The organism is Flavobacterium melibiosi, assembly GCF_048158545.1.
GTDB classification, from domain to species: Bacteria; Bacteroidota; Bacteroidia; order Flavobacteriales; family Flavobacteriaceae; genus Flavobacterium; species Flavobacterium melibiosi.
In genome coordinates this window covers 197,360-211,099 of sequence record NZ_JBLNKU010000002.1, presented here as the reverse complement: position 1 = coordinate 211,099, position 13,740 = coordinate 197,360, and the positions used below count along the sequence as shown (strand labels likewise).

The following is a 13,740-nucleotide window of genomic DNA, read 5'->3' as shown; positions in this document are numbered from 1 at the left end:
TTTTTTTATACAAATTAAAGGATTTCGATGCTAAATTTTGATTTGAAAGAGTCGCTTGCTTCCAAAATTTGGATGCCTTCTTTTTCAAATAGATTTCCAGAATTTTCATAAGTATCAGAATAACCAAACCAAGGTTCGATGCAAAGAAACGGCGCATTTATTTTTGTCCAAATTCCTAAACTTGGAAAATCTTCGAAGTTTACTCTTAAAACCGGATTTTCGTTTTCTAAAATTGTCAATGAATTAGATTCTAATGTTTTGAAAATCAAGGCGTCATTTTCGAATAATTGGTAGGTCAATGGAATTCGTTTGTTTTGAGCTTCTAATTTCTTAGTTTTATTTGAAATCAAATCATTTTCCAAAAGATAATATTGCAAAGGTTCTTCTTTTTCGAATGCAATGGAATAGTTCTCAAAATTTCCGGGTAAAGCAAATGCTGGGTGTGCCCCAATAGAAAATGGTATTTGAGATTTCCCTTTATTAATGACTTTATATTCAATGTGTAAACTATTTTCATCCAATGTGTAAATGAGCTGTAATTCAAATACAAATGGATATACTTTTAGCGTTTCTTCAGAAGACTGTATCGAAAAAGTAGCGCTATTTTCCTTTTTATCGACTAATTCAAACTCCATATCTCTGGCGAAACCATGACGGGATAAATGATATTCGATTCCATTGTAATGAAAAGAATTGTTTTTTAAAGTTCCAACAATCGGAAATAAAATAGGGGAGTGTTTGCCCCAAAAATCAGGATTTCCTTCCCAAATATATTCTTTATTCAAATTAGTTTTTAAGGAAACTAATTCAGCTCCTAAGTGCTTAATTTCAGCAATTAGATTCGAGTTTTTAATTGTAGTTGTCAAAATGGTTTTTCAGTTAATTTAAAAATTGATTTTAAATGGTAAATATATTTTATAATTTTTAATAATAATTGGGATTGCGGCTAATTTTATTCATTTAAAATGCAATCAATTCTTTTGAAATAGTTTGAAATCCTCTTTTTTTTCATTTATTTGTGATATAAATAGCAAAAAAATGAAAAACATTCGCTTCAGAGTCATGCTACATTTGACCTTATTATTAGTGGTTACGTCTATTTGGGCGCAACAAACCCCAGTAAATGCATCCAGCAATCCAATCTCAAAGTACGATTACCATGATGCTTTTGCTCCATTTTTTTATACAAAAAACGGAACAAGTACCCGCTCAGCAAGTGGTCAGCCAGGTGCTGAATATTGGCAAAACAGAGCCGATTATAAATTAACGGCGAAACTGGATGAAAAAAATAACGAAATTACAGGAACCGGAATTATCACTTATACTAACAATAGTCCTGATAAATTGGCTTTTGTTTGGATGAACTTGGACCAAAATTTATTTAAGTCAGATTCCCGTGGAAATGCAGTTGTTCCTATTACAGGAAGCCGAAATGGGGCGCAAGGTCAGATTTTTGACGGTGGGCATAAAATAAAATCGGTGAAAGTAATTTCTACTGTAAAGGGAAAATCTATAGAGGTTGAAGCAAAGTATGTCATTACTGATACTCGTATGCAGGTTTTCCTTCCACAAGGATTGAATGCCAAAGGGGGAATCGTGAAAATCAAAATGGATTTTTCATTTATTGCTCCTTTTGAAGGTTCGGATCGTATGGGTGTTTTGGAGACTAAAAACGGAAAAATTTTCACTATAGCACAATGGTATCCTCGTATGTGTGTGTATGATGATGTAAGAGGCTGGAATGTAAATCCATATTTAGGTGCTTCGGAATTTTATTTGGAATATGGAGATTTTGATGTGAATATTACAGCGCCATCCAATCATATAGTGGTTTGTTCCGGCGAATTACTTAATCCTGCAGCAGTTTATACAACCGAAGAGCAAAAGCGTTTGATTCAAGCGAAACTAAGTGATAAAACAGTTTTTATTCGTACTGCTGAAGAAGTTAGCAATTTGTCAAAAACAATTACTAATACGACTAAAACATGGAATTATAAAATCAAAAATGCCCGTGATGTTTCTTGGTCATCTTCGGCTGCATTTATTTTAGACGCTGCAAAAATCAATTTGCCAAGCGGAAAAAAATCATTGGCTATCTCCGTTTATCCAATAGAAAGTGCAGGAAATGATGCCTGGGGACGTTCTACAGAATATACGAAAGCTTCGATAGAAAATTATTCTAAAAGATGGTTGGAATATCCTTATCCAGCGGCTACAAATGTTGCTGGTAATGAAGGTGGAATGGAATATCCGGGAATTGTTTTTTGTAGTTGGGAATCGAAAGGAGAAGATTTATGGGGTGTTACGGATCATGAGTTTGGGCATATTTGGTTTCCTATGATTGTTGGTTCAAATGAGCGTTTGTTCGCCTGGATGGACGAAGGGTTTAATACTTTTATTAATTCATTGAGTTCTGTTGATTTCAATAATGGCGAATACAAACCAAAACCTTTGGATTTACATTTATATGCGGATTATTATACTAATCCAAAAAATGAAACTATAATGAGTTCGCCTGATAATATGAAAGAAGCTAATATTGGTCTTTTATGTTATTCAAAACCAAGTTCAGGATTAGTGATTTTACGTGAACAAGTTCTCGGACCTGAACGTTTTGATTTGGCTTTGCGAACCTATGTAGAACGTTGGGCATACAAGCATCCACAACCGGATGATTTCTTTAGAACAATTGAAAATGTTGCGGGAGAAGATTTAAGTTGGTTTTGGAGAGGTTGGTTTCAATACAATTGGCGTTTAGACCAAGGAATTAACTCGATTAAATATATAAAAAATGATCCTAAACAAGGAGTTATAATTTCAATTGAAAACTTCGAAAAAATGGCAATGCCTGTAGTTTTAGATATAAAAACTAAAAGCGGAAACGTAACTCGAGTTAAATTACCTGTAGAAGTTTGGCAAAAAAATATAGAATGGTCATTCAAGCATAATTCTACCGAGGAAATTGAAAGCATTACAATCGACCCTGATCACGTATTTCCTGATAGTAATGAAAGTAATAATAGTTGGACTTCTGCCAATGGAATGATTGATGTTGACATTATATTGGATGAATATTTAGGAACTTATTCTAATAAAAATTCATCAATAAAAATTGTATTTTCAGAAAAGAACAGTATTTTAAATGTTGCAATAACGGATTATCCAAAGTTTACTGTTGAACGAATTGCAAAAGATACTTTCGAGTCTAAACAATCGGGACTTACATTTCAATTCAATGAAAGTAAAAAAGGCTTAGAAATGATTTTGAGTGATGGTAGAAAAATACCTTTTACTAAAGAGTAATTAAACATTTTTAATACTAAAAAACACCAGCATAATGTTGGTGTTTTTTTATGCAAAAGAAAAAACTTGATTTTTTTATTCAGGAATTTGTTGACTCAAACAATGTAACGTTCCAAAACCCCAAATGAAATCAGTAGCGTTAATTCCGATGATTTCTCTATCAGGAAAACATTCTGAAAGTATGTTTAACGCTTTTCTGTCATTACTGTCGTTAAAAGTAGGAACCAAAACAGAATTGTTCAAAATCAGGAAATTTGCATAACTGGCAGGCAATCGCAAGCCATCAAATTCCAAACGTTTTGGCATTGGTAAAACCACAATTACAGGTGATTTTCCATTTTCCAGTTTGGCGTTTTGCAAGCGTTTTAAATTGTCTTGCAATGGTTTGTAATTGTTGTCTTTTGGATCTGTTTCTACAATGGTCACAATAGTATCTTCGTTTACAAATCGGCATAAATCATCAATATGACCGTGGGTATCATCACCTTCAATTCCGTCACCTAACCAAATCACATTTGTAATTCCAAGATATTCCTTGAAAACCGCTTCGTAATCTGCTTTGGTAAAATTTGGATTCCGAACCTGAATATCCGGATGCATCAAGCATTCTTCTGAAGTCAATAAAGTACCTCTTCCATTCGAATCAATAGCTCCGCCTTCAACAATTACCGGTTTTCCTTTGTACATTACCGGAGTAACAGGAATATTTAAAAATTCTCCCACTTTGGCAGGAACGAATTTGTCTAATTTAATGTTTTTATATTTGGCCCAACCATTAAAATTAAAGTTCAAAGCTTCTCTTTCGGTTCCGTTTTTAACGATAATTGGACCCGAATCACGCATCCAACTTCTATTGGTTTTATGAATGATATAGAAGACATTTGTTAGCACAACATGAGCTGTTTCCAGCATCGTATTGACTTTTTCTTTTTGGTTTTCATCTGCAACTACTAAAAAAACTTGCTCGAAAATAGCCACTTTTTTAATGAATTCCACAAAAGCCCATTGAACTGCTTCGTATTTTCCTGGCCAATCCTTACCGTTGTGTGGAAAACACAGTAAAATACCTTGTTGCTTTTCCCATTCGGCAGGAAATCGTCTATTATTTGTCGTCATACAGCGTTTCTAATTATAAAGACTGCAAATATAAACATTCAATAGGATTTTAAAATAGTTAGCAACCATTCATTTTCGGGCATTTTATGAATTTATAAGAATAGTTTTGGTAATGATTATATAATATTGAGTTAATTCCTATTGATTTACAGCTAGTTATTTTTGAAAAAAATTTAAAAATACAGTTATGAAAAAATATGGTATTACAATACTAGCGGCAATTATGGTATTGTCAAGTTGCGAAAGCATCTCTAATAATGATGATGTACCTGAATTAGTTGTAAATGAAAATGCAGCCAGTTTCAAAGAAATTGGTTCCATTACTGTTGGTGGTGCCGGAGCTGCTGAAATAAGTGCTTATGATGAAGTTTCTAAAAAGTTATTTACCGTAAACAACAGTAATACAAATAGAATTGATGTTATTGATTTGTCTAATCCATCCAGTCCAGTTTTTTTAACAAGTATCGATTTAAGCCCATTTAATGGAGCTTCAAACAGTGTTGCTACATATAATGGAAAATTAGCAGTGGCATTAGAAGCAAAACCAAACAAGCAAGATGCAGGAAAAGTGGTCGTTTTTGATACTGCTAATTACAGTGTGATCAAAGAAATTACTGTTGGTGCTTTGCCGGATATGATTACTTTCTCTCCGGACGGAAATTATATCATGACTGCTAACGAAGGAGAGCCAAATGACACCTATTCTATAGATCCGGATGGTTCTGTTTCTATTATTGCGGTCAACAATAATTATGCAGTAACGACTTTAAATTTCGGAAGTTTTAGCAGTCAATTGAGTACGCTGAAAACAAAAGGATTCAGAATTGCAAGTCCAACAAATAATTTCGCCTCCGATATTGAACCAGAATACATAACGATTTCTTCTGATTCAAAAACGGCTTGGGTTACCTTACAGGAAAATAACGGAGTGGCTAAAATTGATTTGGCATCCAAAAAAATCACAAATATTTTTCCATTAGGCTACAAAGATTACAATCTTGCCGAAAATGCTATCGATATCAGCGATAAAGATGGTGGCGTATTGGCTAATACATGGAAAGCGAAAGGAATGTTTCAACCGGATGCTATCAGTAATTTTGAAATCAATAAAATCCCTTATTTTGTTACTGCAAATGAAGGAGATGCCAGAGAATATTCTGCTTTTGTAGATGTAAAAAGAATCAGCAGTTCGTCTGTTATTTTGGATCCAATAGCATTTCCAAATGCAGCTGCTTTAAAGGCCGAGGCAAGCATGGGAAGATTGAATATCAATACGAAAATGGGTGACACGGACGGCGATGGTGATTTTGATGAATTAGTTTCTTTTGGAGCCCGTTCTTTTTCTATTTGGAATGGAAATACTGGAGAAATGGTTTTTGACAGTAAAAATGAATTAGATAAGAAAGCACAGGAATTGGGTATTTACGATGACAATCGAAGTGATGATAAATCAGTAGAACCAGAATCAGTTGTTGTTACTAAAATGGGCGATAAAACGATTCTTTTTGTTGGGTTGGAAAGAGTGGATGCCGTTATGGTGTATGATGTTTCGAATCCAGCTGCTCCAAAATTTTTACAGACTTTTAAAACAGGTGATGCGCCTGAAGGATTACTTTTTATTCCAGCTTCGAAAAGTCCTACCAAAAGAAGCTTAGTGGTGGTGAGTAGTGAAGGGGACGGTGTCGTTAAAATATTCCAACCTGATTTGAATTAAGAGTTTATTTTTAAATAAAAATCCCTGCTAAGAATTATTTCTAAGCAGGGATTTTTTTAGTATCGAAATACGAATTAGTCAATCGCTCTTTTTGTAATATCACCAAAAGCGTCTATTCTTCTGTCTCTAAAAAAGGGCCAGTTCTGACGCACATTTTCTTGTAAGTCTAAATCCACTTCGGCAATCAGGATTTCTTCTTTGTCGTGTGAGGCTTGCGCCAAAATTTCGCCTTGTGGCCCCGCTATAAACGAAGAACCCCAAAACTGAATTCCCGCCGTATCAGGCAAGTATTGCTCTAAACCAATTCTATTTGCTGCTGCAACATACACGCCATTTGCAACTGCGTGCCCTTTCATTACACTCATCCAAGCGCCATGTTGGTTTTCACCGTATTGCTCTTTTTCTTGTGGATGCCAACCAATTGCTGTTGGGTAAAACAAAACTTCAGCACCTTGTAAAGCCGTCAAACGAGCCGCTTCAGGATACCATTGATCCCAACAAATTAAGGTTCCTATTTTTCCTTTTTTGGTTGGTATCGTTTTAAAACCTAAATCACCAGGAGTAAAATAGAATTTTTCATAAAAATGAGGATCGTCCGGAATGTGCATTTTGCGATACAATCCTGCTTCTGAACCGTCTGTGTCTATGATATACGCGCTATTGTGGTAGATTCCTGCCATTCTTTTTTCGAAGAAAGGAACAATAATTACAACACCTAATTCTTTAGCCAAAGCGCTAAAAGCAATAAATGAAGTGCTGTACAATGGTTCTGCCAAAGCAAAATTATCTACATCTTCACTTTGACAAAAATAATGACTGCTGTATAATTCCGGCAACGAAATCACTTCGGCACCAAGGTTAGCGGCATCACGAACCCAACTGATGCATTTTTTCAAGTTGTTTTCGGCAATATCATTAAGATTCAATTGAATGACTGCTATTTTATATTTCTTATTTGGCATGACTAAAATTTTAGATTGCAAAAATAGTGAATTTTATAAAGAGTAGAAAATAGGGGCAATGCGTTTTTTAGGTTTTAAATAGTCAGTAGGTTTATTGTATTGGATTTTTAGAAATTAAGCTAGAGAAAAAATTAATATAAAATTGGCATTAACAAAGTCAAGGAGGTTTTATTTTTGTATAGCGTATTATGACTAATAAAACGGGTTAAGTTTTACTACAATACAAGTAATTTAGTATTCATTAAATTTTTACCATTATGACAAAAGAATTCACAATCATCGATAAAGAAGACATCGCTCTTCTTAAATTTCCGATAACAGATGTTCTTGACGATGTTGACGAAATAAAAACCAGAATAAGTGAGATCAATAGGGCTTTATCATTGGGTAATCTAGAGCATTCAAAAATTAAAATTTTCTTTGAAGATATCGAATCCAAAAAAATAGTAGATACTACGGTTTGGGGTGTTACAGACAAAAATGTGATCTTAAAGCAAGGTGTGATGATTCCAATTCACAGAATATACAAGTTGTTTTAGTGTAATATTCTTTAATTATTTGGAAAGGTCATTTTCCCATCTTATTAGCCGAGCCAATTAGAGTTACATCTACAAGTTCCAGAGATATGACCATATCTTTAACAGTCTCCTTGTATTTTTTAAAATGAGTTGTTTCTATGTGTAATTTGTATGCCGTTGTATCAGCATATATTTCAAGTATTGTGATGTTTGATGGTTCGGTTTTGTCAGCAACGGCGTAATACGTTAAAACACCTGGCTCAAGACGAACTGCAGTAGTCATTTGTTCTTTTAGTGCACCATTATACTTGTCCAATTGCAATGGATCAACTTTAATTTTTGCCAATCTTACCATTTGAATTTTTTCCTGAGCCACAATATTTGTACTAAAGGAAAGTATAAATAAAGTAACTACTACAGTTAGCAATTTATGGGTTGGTTTAAATGTTTTCATATTTATTGTGTTGAAGTTTAAATTATAATAGTCTAAAAGTTCTTGCTTATGTTCTTGTTCACGAGCGGTTTTTGGTTTTAAATAGTTTTTGGATATTTCTTATTTGGGTTTCCTCATGACGACTCCGAAGTCGGGAGACTTCGGAGAGCGGATTTGCCAAATCATCCCAAATACAAAACCAACTTTCCATTAAGCCAAATGCCAAAATCCTTTGTAGTATGTTAGCTGGCGTATTTTTTTAAATCAACAGTTACTTTTCCAATTAGCCACTTATCTTTTTCTGCGTTTTTGTATTTATATTGAATTTCAAAAACCCCATTTTTAATTTTTCCATCCTCAAATAAAGTTTCTGAAAAACGACTATTTGTGATTTTCATTGTTTTTTCAATTCTGCCTTTCGGTAAATTTATTTTAAAAATCTTGTTTGTTTCTAAATTAAGAAAAGATAAATAATCTGAATTTTCTTTATCGATAGTTACAAAATAAGGGTATTTGTCATTTTCACTATGAAATATTTCTCTTCCAATATTGGCAATTTTTTTTCCATTAGTTTTGTCAAATAATATATATTCATACGGATCACAACATCCTGAAATCGTATGATATTCTACGAGAAATGAATTCTTATATTCTATCCAATCAGCAAATCCTAATTTTCCAGTTAATTCAATTAAATCTTTATCTAATGAAAAAAGTATTTTCTTTTTCTTGCTTTTACTCTCAAATATAACCAAAGAAGAATCGCAAGTAAATTCTCTATATATTTTAGCACCATTTTTGAAAACAGTTTTTTCACAAGAAATAATTTCATTCAACTCTGGTCGAGTTTTACAACTACAATTTTGTCCCAAGCAAAGTTGTGAAATTATTGATAATATGATTGTTACAGCTATTTTCATAATATGCCTGCTAACTTATATATACTCGCTATACAGAAGCGACTATACAACCGTAATTGGGTAGATTGTCGCTACTTTATAGCGATATAGAAAACAAATATATTAAAATTTTCTTACAAATTAGTATTCAACTTTTTTATTCCAATATGATTTATAACAGAATCTAAACTTTAATAAAGCACTTTTTTCGAAAATTTTATTTTGGAAAAAACTTGTTGTAAAATAGCCCCGATGGGAGTCAGTATCCTTTTTATAAATGCAACCCGATAGGGTTGCGTTTATAAAAAGATACTGCGGACAGCGGGACAACTCGTGATGAAAAATTAGAAATTTTCTGCTCCTAAAAAAAAGGCATAAAAAAAACACCAGCCTTTCGACTGATGTTCTCCTTGTTTTTAAATTATTTAAATGGCTAAAATGTATTCAATTGCTGCTTATTTTTTACCAATGATCTTTTTGAACAGCGTTACAATTCCCAAAACAATTCCACCGATTGTAAGTCCTATTAAAAATTCGGTTACGATGGAGGGCAATTGAGGTAATACATGATGTAAGAAATCGATATTATGTACAAATATGCCTCCAGCCACTAATATCAGGGCGATAGTACCTATGACAGATAAACTTTTGATGACTTTTGGCAGTGCTTGTACCAGAATATTACCGATCGTTTTTGTAAAACTTTTTTCTTTGGAACTCAGTTGAATCAGTTTTAAACCTGCTTCATCCATTCTTACAATTAGGGCTACAATCCCGTAAACACCTACGGTTGCTATTATTGCAATGATGGAAACAACCATAATCTGCGATAAAATAGGTTTTCCAATTACAGTTCCCAATGCAATAATTACAATCTCTACTGATAAAATAAAATCGGTTAGGATGGCTGATTTTATTTTTCCCTTTTCAAAAGTTAAAATTTCTTCTTCGGTCATCGGTTCCATTAAAATTTCGTGCTTTGCATGCTCGTGTGGAAAGAAGTATTCGTATATTTTTTCGGCACCTTCGTAGGCTAAATAAAGTCCGCCAAGTACTAAGATTATGATAACAGCCACAGGTAAAAATGCACTCAGTAGAAAGGCGATGGGTAAAATGATTACTTTATTAATGAAAGAACCTTTTGCAATTGCCCATAATACGGGAAGTTCTCTTGAGGAGATAAATCCGGAAGCTTTTTCGGCATTTACGGCTAAATCATCGCCTAAAATACCAGCCGTTTTTTTTGCTGCAAATTTACTCATTACTGCAACATCATCCATAATTGCTGCGATATCATCTAATAGTGCGAAAAAACCTGATGCCATTTTGATTGTTTTAGAAACTGCGTTGATTTTGGTATTGCTTTGCCAAAATCTAAGCTGTGCGTTTTGATTGTTTATTGATGCGAATCTAAAACTTTTTTTATTTACTCTATTTATAAAACGGGTGAATTTTTAGTTAATATTCACCCAAAACCTTTCTGTATTAGCAATACTGTTTTTAATTACTTTTGAAATAAAAACAATTATGGGATTCAAACATGTATTTATAGCCAAATTAGATTGGCTTTTTTCTAAAAAGGAAGCGGCGACGTATACTAAAAATCATACCATAACGATTGACGGTAAGGCTGTTCTACATGTTTCGGCTGCTAAAGCTTTCAAAGGAGATCCTGCTTTGTACAATCCTGAAGACCTGTTATTGAGTAGTGTGGTTTCCTGTCACATGATGTCTTACTTATATGTTTGTAAACAAAATGGTATCGATGTGGTGTCTTATACAGATGAAGCGGAGGCAACTCTGGAGGTTTCGGCCGACGGTAGCGGTCGTTTTATTGCCATTAAACTGAATCCGAAAGTTCGTATTACTAACAAAGAAAAAATAGAGGAGGCACTTAGCTTGCATAAAAAAGCAAACCAACTCTGTTTTATAGCCAATTCTTGTAATTTTCCAATTCTACATTTTCCAACTTGTGAAATTGCAAATTAAAGTGGTTACGCATTTTTACTTTTTTGGATACTGATTATAAAACAGCAATTAAATCAGCCAGTTTACTCCTAAAAAACAGGATGGCATAAAAAAAACACCAGCCTTTCGACTGATGTTTTCATTATTTTTAAAATCCCTCCGATTAAGAAACTAACTCGCTTTGATTTCTAAAAACCAACTCACCATTAAAAGCATCCAAAAGAATAATACTATCGGTTTTGATATTGCCAGCCAAAATTTCTTTAGACAATTTATTCAAAACATCTCTTTGAATCACACGTTTCACTGGTCTGGCGCCAAATTGAGGATCATAACCTTTTTCGGATAAATAAGCGATAGCTTCCGGAGTAGCGTCCATAGTGATGCCTTGAAGTGCTAACATTTTAGTCACACTTTTTAGTTGTAAACCTACGATTTTGGTGATGTTTTCATTGGTAAGTGGTGTAAACATTACAATCTCATCAATACGGTTAATGAATTCCGGGCGAACCGTTTGTTTCAATAATCCGAGAACTTCCACTTTTGCAGCTTCGGTTGCGGCTTCCACACTTCCTTTTAAATTTTCAAATTTCTCCTGAATTATCTGGCTTCCCATATTAGAAGTCATGATGATAATTGTGTTTTTGAAATCGGCCAGACGCCCTTTGTTATCTGTCAAACGTCCTTCATCCAAAACTTGTAGCAAGATATTAAAGGTGTCCGGATGCGCTTTTTCTATTTCATCCAATAATATCACAGAATACGGTTTTCTACGAACGGCTTCCGTCAATTGTCCGCCTTCTTCATAACCCACATATCCTGGAGGCGCTCCAACCAAACGACTTACGCTGTGGCGTTCTTGGTATTCACTCATGTCGATACGGGTCATCGCATTTTCATCGTCAAACAGGTATTCGGCTAAGGCTTTTGCCAATTCGGTTTTACCAACCCCCGTTGTTCCGAGGAAAAGAAAAGTTCCTACCGGTTTTTTCATGTCCTGCAATCCTGCACGGCTTCTGCGTACGGCATCACTCACCGCCTGAATGGCTTCTTCCTGTCCTACGACTCTGTGATGCAATTCATCTTCCAGTTTCAGCAGTTTTTCTCTTTCGCCTTGAAGCATTTTCATCACTGGAATTCCGGTCCATTTTGCCACTACTTCTGCAATATCTTCACGGGTAACTTCTTCTTTTATCAATGAAGTTCCTCCAGTTTGATCTTCGGCCAATTGTTTTTGAAACACATCCAATCGTTCTTGTGCTTCTTTGATTTTTCCATAACGAATTTCGGCTACTTTTCCATAATCACCATCACGTTCGGCACGTTCGGCTTCGTATTTGAAATCCTCAATCTCAGTTTTTACCGCTTGAATGTTATCGACCACATCTTTCTCAGATTTCCATTTGGCGTAAATTTCGTTTCTCTCTTCTTTAAGATTGGCCAAATCCATTCCTAAAACTTTGAGTTTACTTTCGTCTTTTTCTCTTTTAATCGCTTCAATTTCGATTTCTAATTGCATTACTTTTCGATCCAAGACATCCAATTCTTCGGGTTTTGAATTGATTTCCATGCGTATTTTTGAAGCTGCCTCGTCCATTAAATCAATGGCTTTATCCGGAAGAAAACGATTGGTAATATAGCGTTGAGACAATTCTACTGCAGCAATAATAGCTTCGTCTTTTATCTGAACTTTATGGTGTGTTTCGTATTTTTCTTTGATACCACGTAAAATAGAAATCGCACTTTCAGTATCCGGTTCTTCAATCATTATTTTTTGGAAACGTCTTTCGAGTGCTTTGTCTTTTTCAAAATATTTTTGGTATTCGTCCAATGTTGTGGCCCCAATGGCACGCAGTTCTCCACGAGCCAATGCCGGTTTCAGAATATTAGCCGCATCCATTGCACCTTCGCCACCGCCGGCTCCTACAAGGGTATGGATTTCGTCAATGAATAAAACAATATCACCTTCAGCAGAAGTCACCTCTTTAACCACGGATTTTAATCGTTCCTCAAATTCCCCTTTGTATTTGGCACCGGCAATCAACGCTCCCATATCAAGGGAATACACGATTTTATCTTTCAGATTGTCTGGAACATCTCCATCTACAATTCGGTGTGCTAAACCTTCGGCAATGGCGGTTTTTCCCACTCCGGGTTCTCCCACGAGCATTGGGTTATTTTTAGTTCTACGGGTCAGAATTTGCAATACTCTGCGAATTTCTTCGTCACGGCCAATTACTGGATCGAGTTTACCGTTACGAGCCAATTCGTTGAGGTTTTTGGCGTATTTATTTAAAGAATTATACGTTTCTTCAGCAGATGCCGAAGTCACTCGTTCTCCTTTTCGCAATTCGTCGATTGCGGCTTTTAGTCCTTTTTCGGTAACGCCTTGGTCTTTTAGGATTTGGGCGACTTTACTTTTGGAACCAAATATGGCTAAAATTAAATGCTCCACAGAAACGAATTCATCATTCATTTTTTTTGCAATAATCTCGGCTTCGTTCAGCGTTGAATTTGCAGTTCTGGAAAGCATAATTTCACCACCGGAAACTTTCGGGAAGCTTTGTATCGTGCTGTCTATTATTTGTTCCAATAAACTCACATTTACGTTGAGTTTTTTAAGCAGAAAAGGTGCCACATTTTCATCTACTTCAAAAATCGCCTTGAAAATATGTTCGTTTTCTATTTGTTGTTGCCCATGGCTTTGCGCCAATTGTTGCGAAAGCTGAATGGCTTCCTGGGATTTGATAGTAAATTTATTTATGTTCATGATGGTATATTGTTTTGTTGTTATTTGACTAACTTTGCGAATTATATTCAATATATA

11 protein-coding genes are annotated in these 13,740 nt (G+C 34.7%); 4 read left to right on the top strand and 7 right to left on the bottom strand.

The window, feature by feature from the left end; genetic code table 11:
* Positions 1–14: 14 nt before the first annotated feature.
* On the bottom strand, positions 15–866 hold the full coding sequence (locus ACM55F_RS02920; RefSeq protein WP_416852204.1) for an aldose 1-epimerase family protein: 852 nt from the start codon (positions 864–866) through the stop codon (positions 15–17).
* A gap of 172 nt (positions 867–1,038) precedes the next feature.
* On the opposite strand from ACM55F_RS02920, the gene ACM55F_RS02915 reads away from it, so the two are divergent.
* Positions 1,039–3,303 carry a M1 family metallopeptidase gene (locus ACM55F_RS02915; RefSeq protein WP_416852203.1) on the top strand — a complete coding sequence of 755 codons (2,265 nt, stop codon included), beginning with the start codon at positions 1,039–1,041 and terminating at the stop codon, positions 3,301–3,303.
* Between the two features lie 75 nt (positions 3,304–3,378).
* Here ACM55F_RS02915 and ACM55F_RS02910 read toward each other — a convergent pair whose 3' ends face one another.
* Positions 3,379–4,419 (bottom strand): agmatine deiminase family protein, encoded by a 1,041-nt coding sequence (locus tag ACM55F_RS02910; protein WP_416852202.1) that lies wholly within the window; start codon positions 4,417–4,419, stop codon positions 3,379–3,381.
* A gap of 187 nt (positions 4,420–4,606) precedes the next feature.
* Here ACM55F_RS02910 and ACM55F_RS02905 point away from each other — a divergent pair, with 187 nt between their 5' ends.
* Positions 4,607–6,133 carry a choice-of-anchor I family protein gene (locus ACM55F_RS02905; protein ID WP_416852201.1) on the top strand — a complete coding sequence of 509 codons (1,527 nt, stop codon included), beginning with the start codon at positions 4,607–4,609 and terminating at the stop codon, positions 6,131–6,133.
* A 74-nt stretch (positions 6,134–6,207) separates the two neighbouring features.
* Here ACM55F_RS02905 and ACM55F_RS02900 read toward each other — a convergent pair whose 3' ends face one another.
* Positions 6,208–7,095, bottom strand: a complete 888-nt coding sequence (locus ACM55F_RS02900; RefSeq protein WP_091170395.1) for a carbon-nitrogen hydrolase — start codon at positions 7,093–7,095, stop codon at positions 6,208–6,210.
* A gap of 257 nt (positions 7,096–7,352) precedes the next feature.
* Here ACM55F_RS02900 and ACM55F_RS02895 point away from each other — a divergent pair, with 257 nt between their 5' ends.
* Complete coding sequence (locus ACM55F_RS02895) at positions 7,353–7,634, top strand: hypothetical protein (protein ID WP_416852200.1); 282 nt, start codon at positions 7,353–7,355, stop codon at positions 7,632–7,634.
* Positions 7,635–7,662: 28 nt separating this feature from the next.
* Here the strand turns inward: ACM55F_RS02895 and ACM55F_RS02890 are convergent, their stop codons facing one another.
* From ACM55F_RS02890 to ACM55F_RS02880, 3 genes are all read right to left on the bottom strand, one after another.
* The gene (locus ACM55F_RS02890) at positions 7,663–8,067 is read right to left on the bottom strand and encodes a putative quinol monooxygenase (protein WP_416852199.1); all 405 of its coding nucleotides are present in this window, start codon (positions 8,065–8,067) and stop codon (positions 7,663–7,665) included.
* 221 nt (positions 8,068–8,288) lie between these two features.
* Positions 8,289–8,966: a hypothetical protein gene (locus ACM55F_RS02885; protein WP_416852198.1), complete on the bottom strand. Its 678-nt coding sequence runs from the start codon at positions 8,964–8,966 to the stop codon at positions 8,289–8,291.
* Between the two features lie 434 nt (positions 8,967–9,400).
* The gene (locus tag ACM55F_RS02880; RefSeq protein WP_416852197.1) at positions 9,401–10,270 is read right to left on the bottom strand and encodes a DUF808 domain-containing protein; all 870 of its coding nucleotides are present in this window, start codon (positions 10,268–10,270) and stop codon (positions 9,401–9,403) included.
* Between the two features lie 202 nt (positions 10,271–10,472).
* Here ACM55F_RS02880 and ACM55F_RS02875 point away from each other — a divergent pair, with 202 nt between their 5' ends.
* Positions 10,473–10,934 (top strand): OsmC family protein, encoded by a 462-nt coding sequence (locus tag ACM55F_RS02875; protein ID WP_416852196.1) that lies wholly within the window; start codon positions 10,473–10,475, stop codon positions 10,932–10,934.
* A 142-nt stretch (positions 10,935–11,076) separates the two neighbouring features.
* Here ACM55F_RS02875 and clpB read toward each other — a convergent pair whose 3' ends face one another.
* Complete coding sequence (gene clpB, locus ACM55F_RS02870; protein ID WP_416852195.1) at positions 11,077–13,683, bottom strand: ATP-dependent chaperone ClpB; 2,607 nt, start codon at positions 13,681–13,683, stop codon at positions 11,077–11,079.
* Positions 13,684–13,740 lie beyond the last annotated feature (57 nt).

What these genes read in the sequence shown, in the direction of transcription:
- ACM55F_RS02875 (WP_416852196.1), top strand. Translation starts at nt 10,473, where the DNA reads ATGGGATTCAAACATGTATTTATAGCCAAATTAGATTGGCTTTTTTCT.
- ACM55F_RS02890 (WP_416852199.1), bottom strand. Translation starts at nt 8,067, where the DNA reads ATGAAAACATTTAAACCAACCCATAAATTGCTAACTGTAGTAGTTACT.
- ACM55F_RS02885 (WP_416852198.1), bottom strand. Translation starts at nt 8,966, where the DNA reads ATGAAAATAGCTGTAACAATCATATTATCAATAATTTCACAACTTTGC.
- ACM55F_RS02895 (WP_416852200.1), top strand. Translation starts at nt 7,353, where the DNA reads ATGACAAAAGAATTCACAATCATCGATAAAGAAGACATCGCTCTTCTT.
- ACM55F_RS02910 (WP_416852202.1), bottom strand. Translation starts at nt 4,419, where the DNA reads ATGACGACAAATAATAGACGATTTCCTGCCGAATGGGAAAAGCAACAA.
- ACM55F_RS02880 (WP_416852197.1), bottom strand. Translation starts at nt 10,270, where the DNA reads ATGGCATCAGGTTTTTTCGCACTATTAGATGATATCGCAGCAATTATG.
- ACM55F_RS02915 (WP_416852203.1), top strand. Translation starts at nt 1,039, where the DNA reads ATGAAAAACATTCGCTTCAGAGTCATGCTACATTTGACCTTATTATTA.
- clpB (WP_416852195.1), bottom strand. Translation starts at nt 13,683, where the DNA reads ATGAACATAAATAAATTTACTATCAAATCCCAGGAAGCCATTCAGCTT.
- ACM55F_RS02905 (WP_416852201.1), top strand. Translation starts at nt 4,607, where the DNA reads ATGAAAAAATATGGTATTACAATACTAGCGGCAATTATGGTATTGTCA.
- ACM55F_RS02900 (WP_091170395.1), bottom strand. Translation starts at nt 7,095, where the DNA reads ATGCCAAATAAGAAATATAAAATAGCAGTCATTCAATTGAATCTTAAT.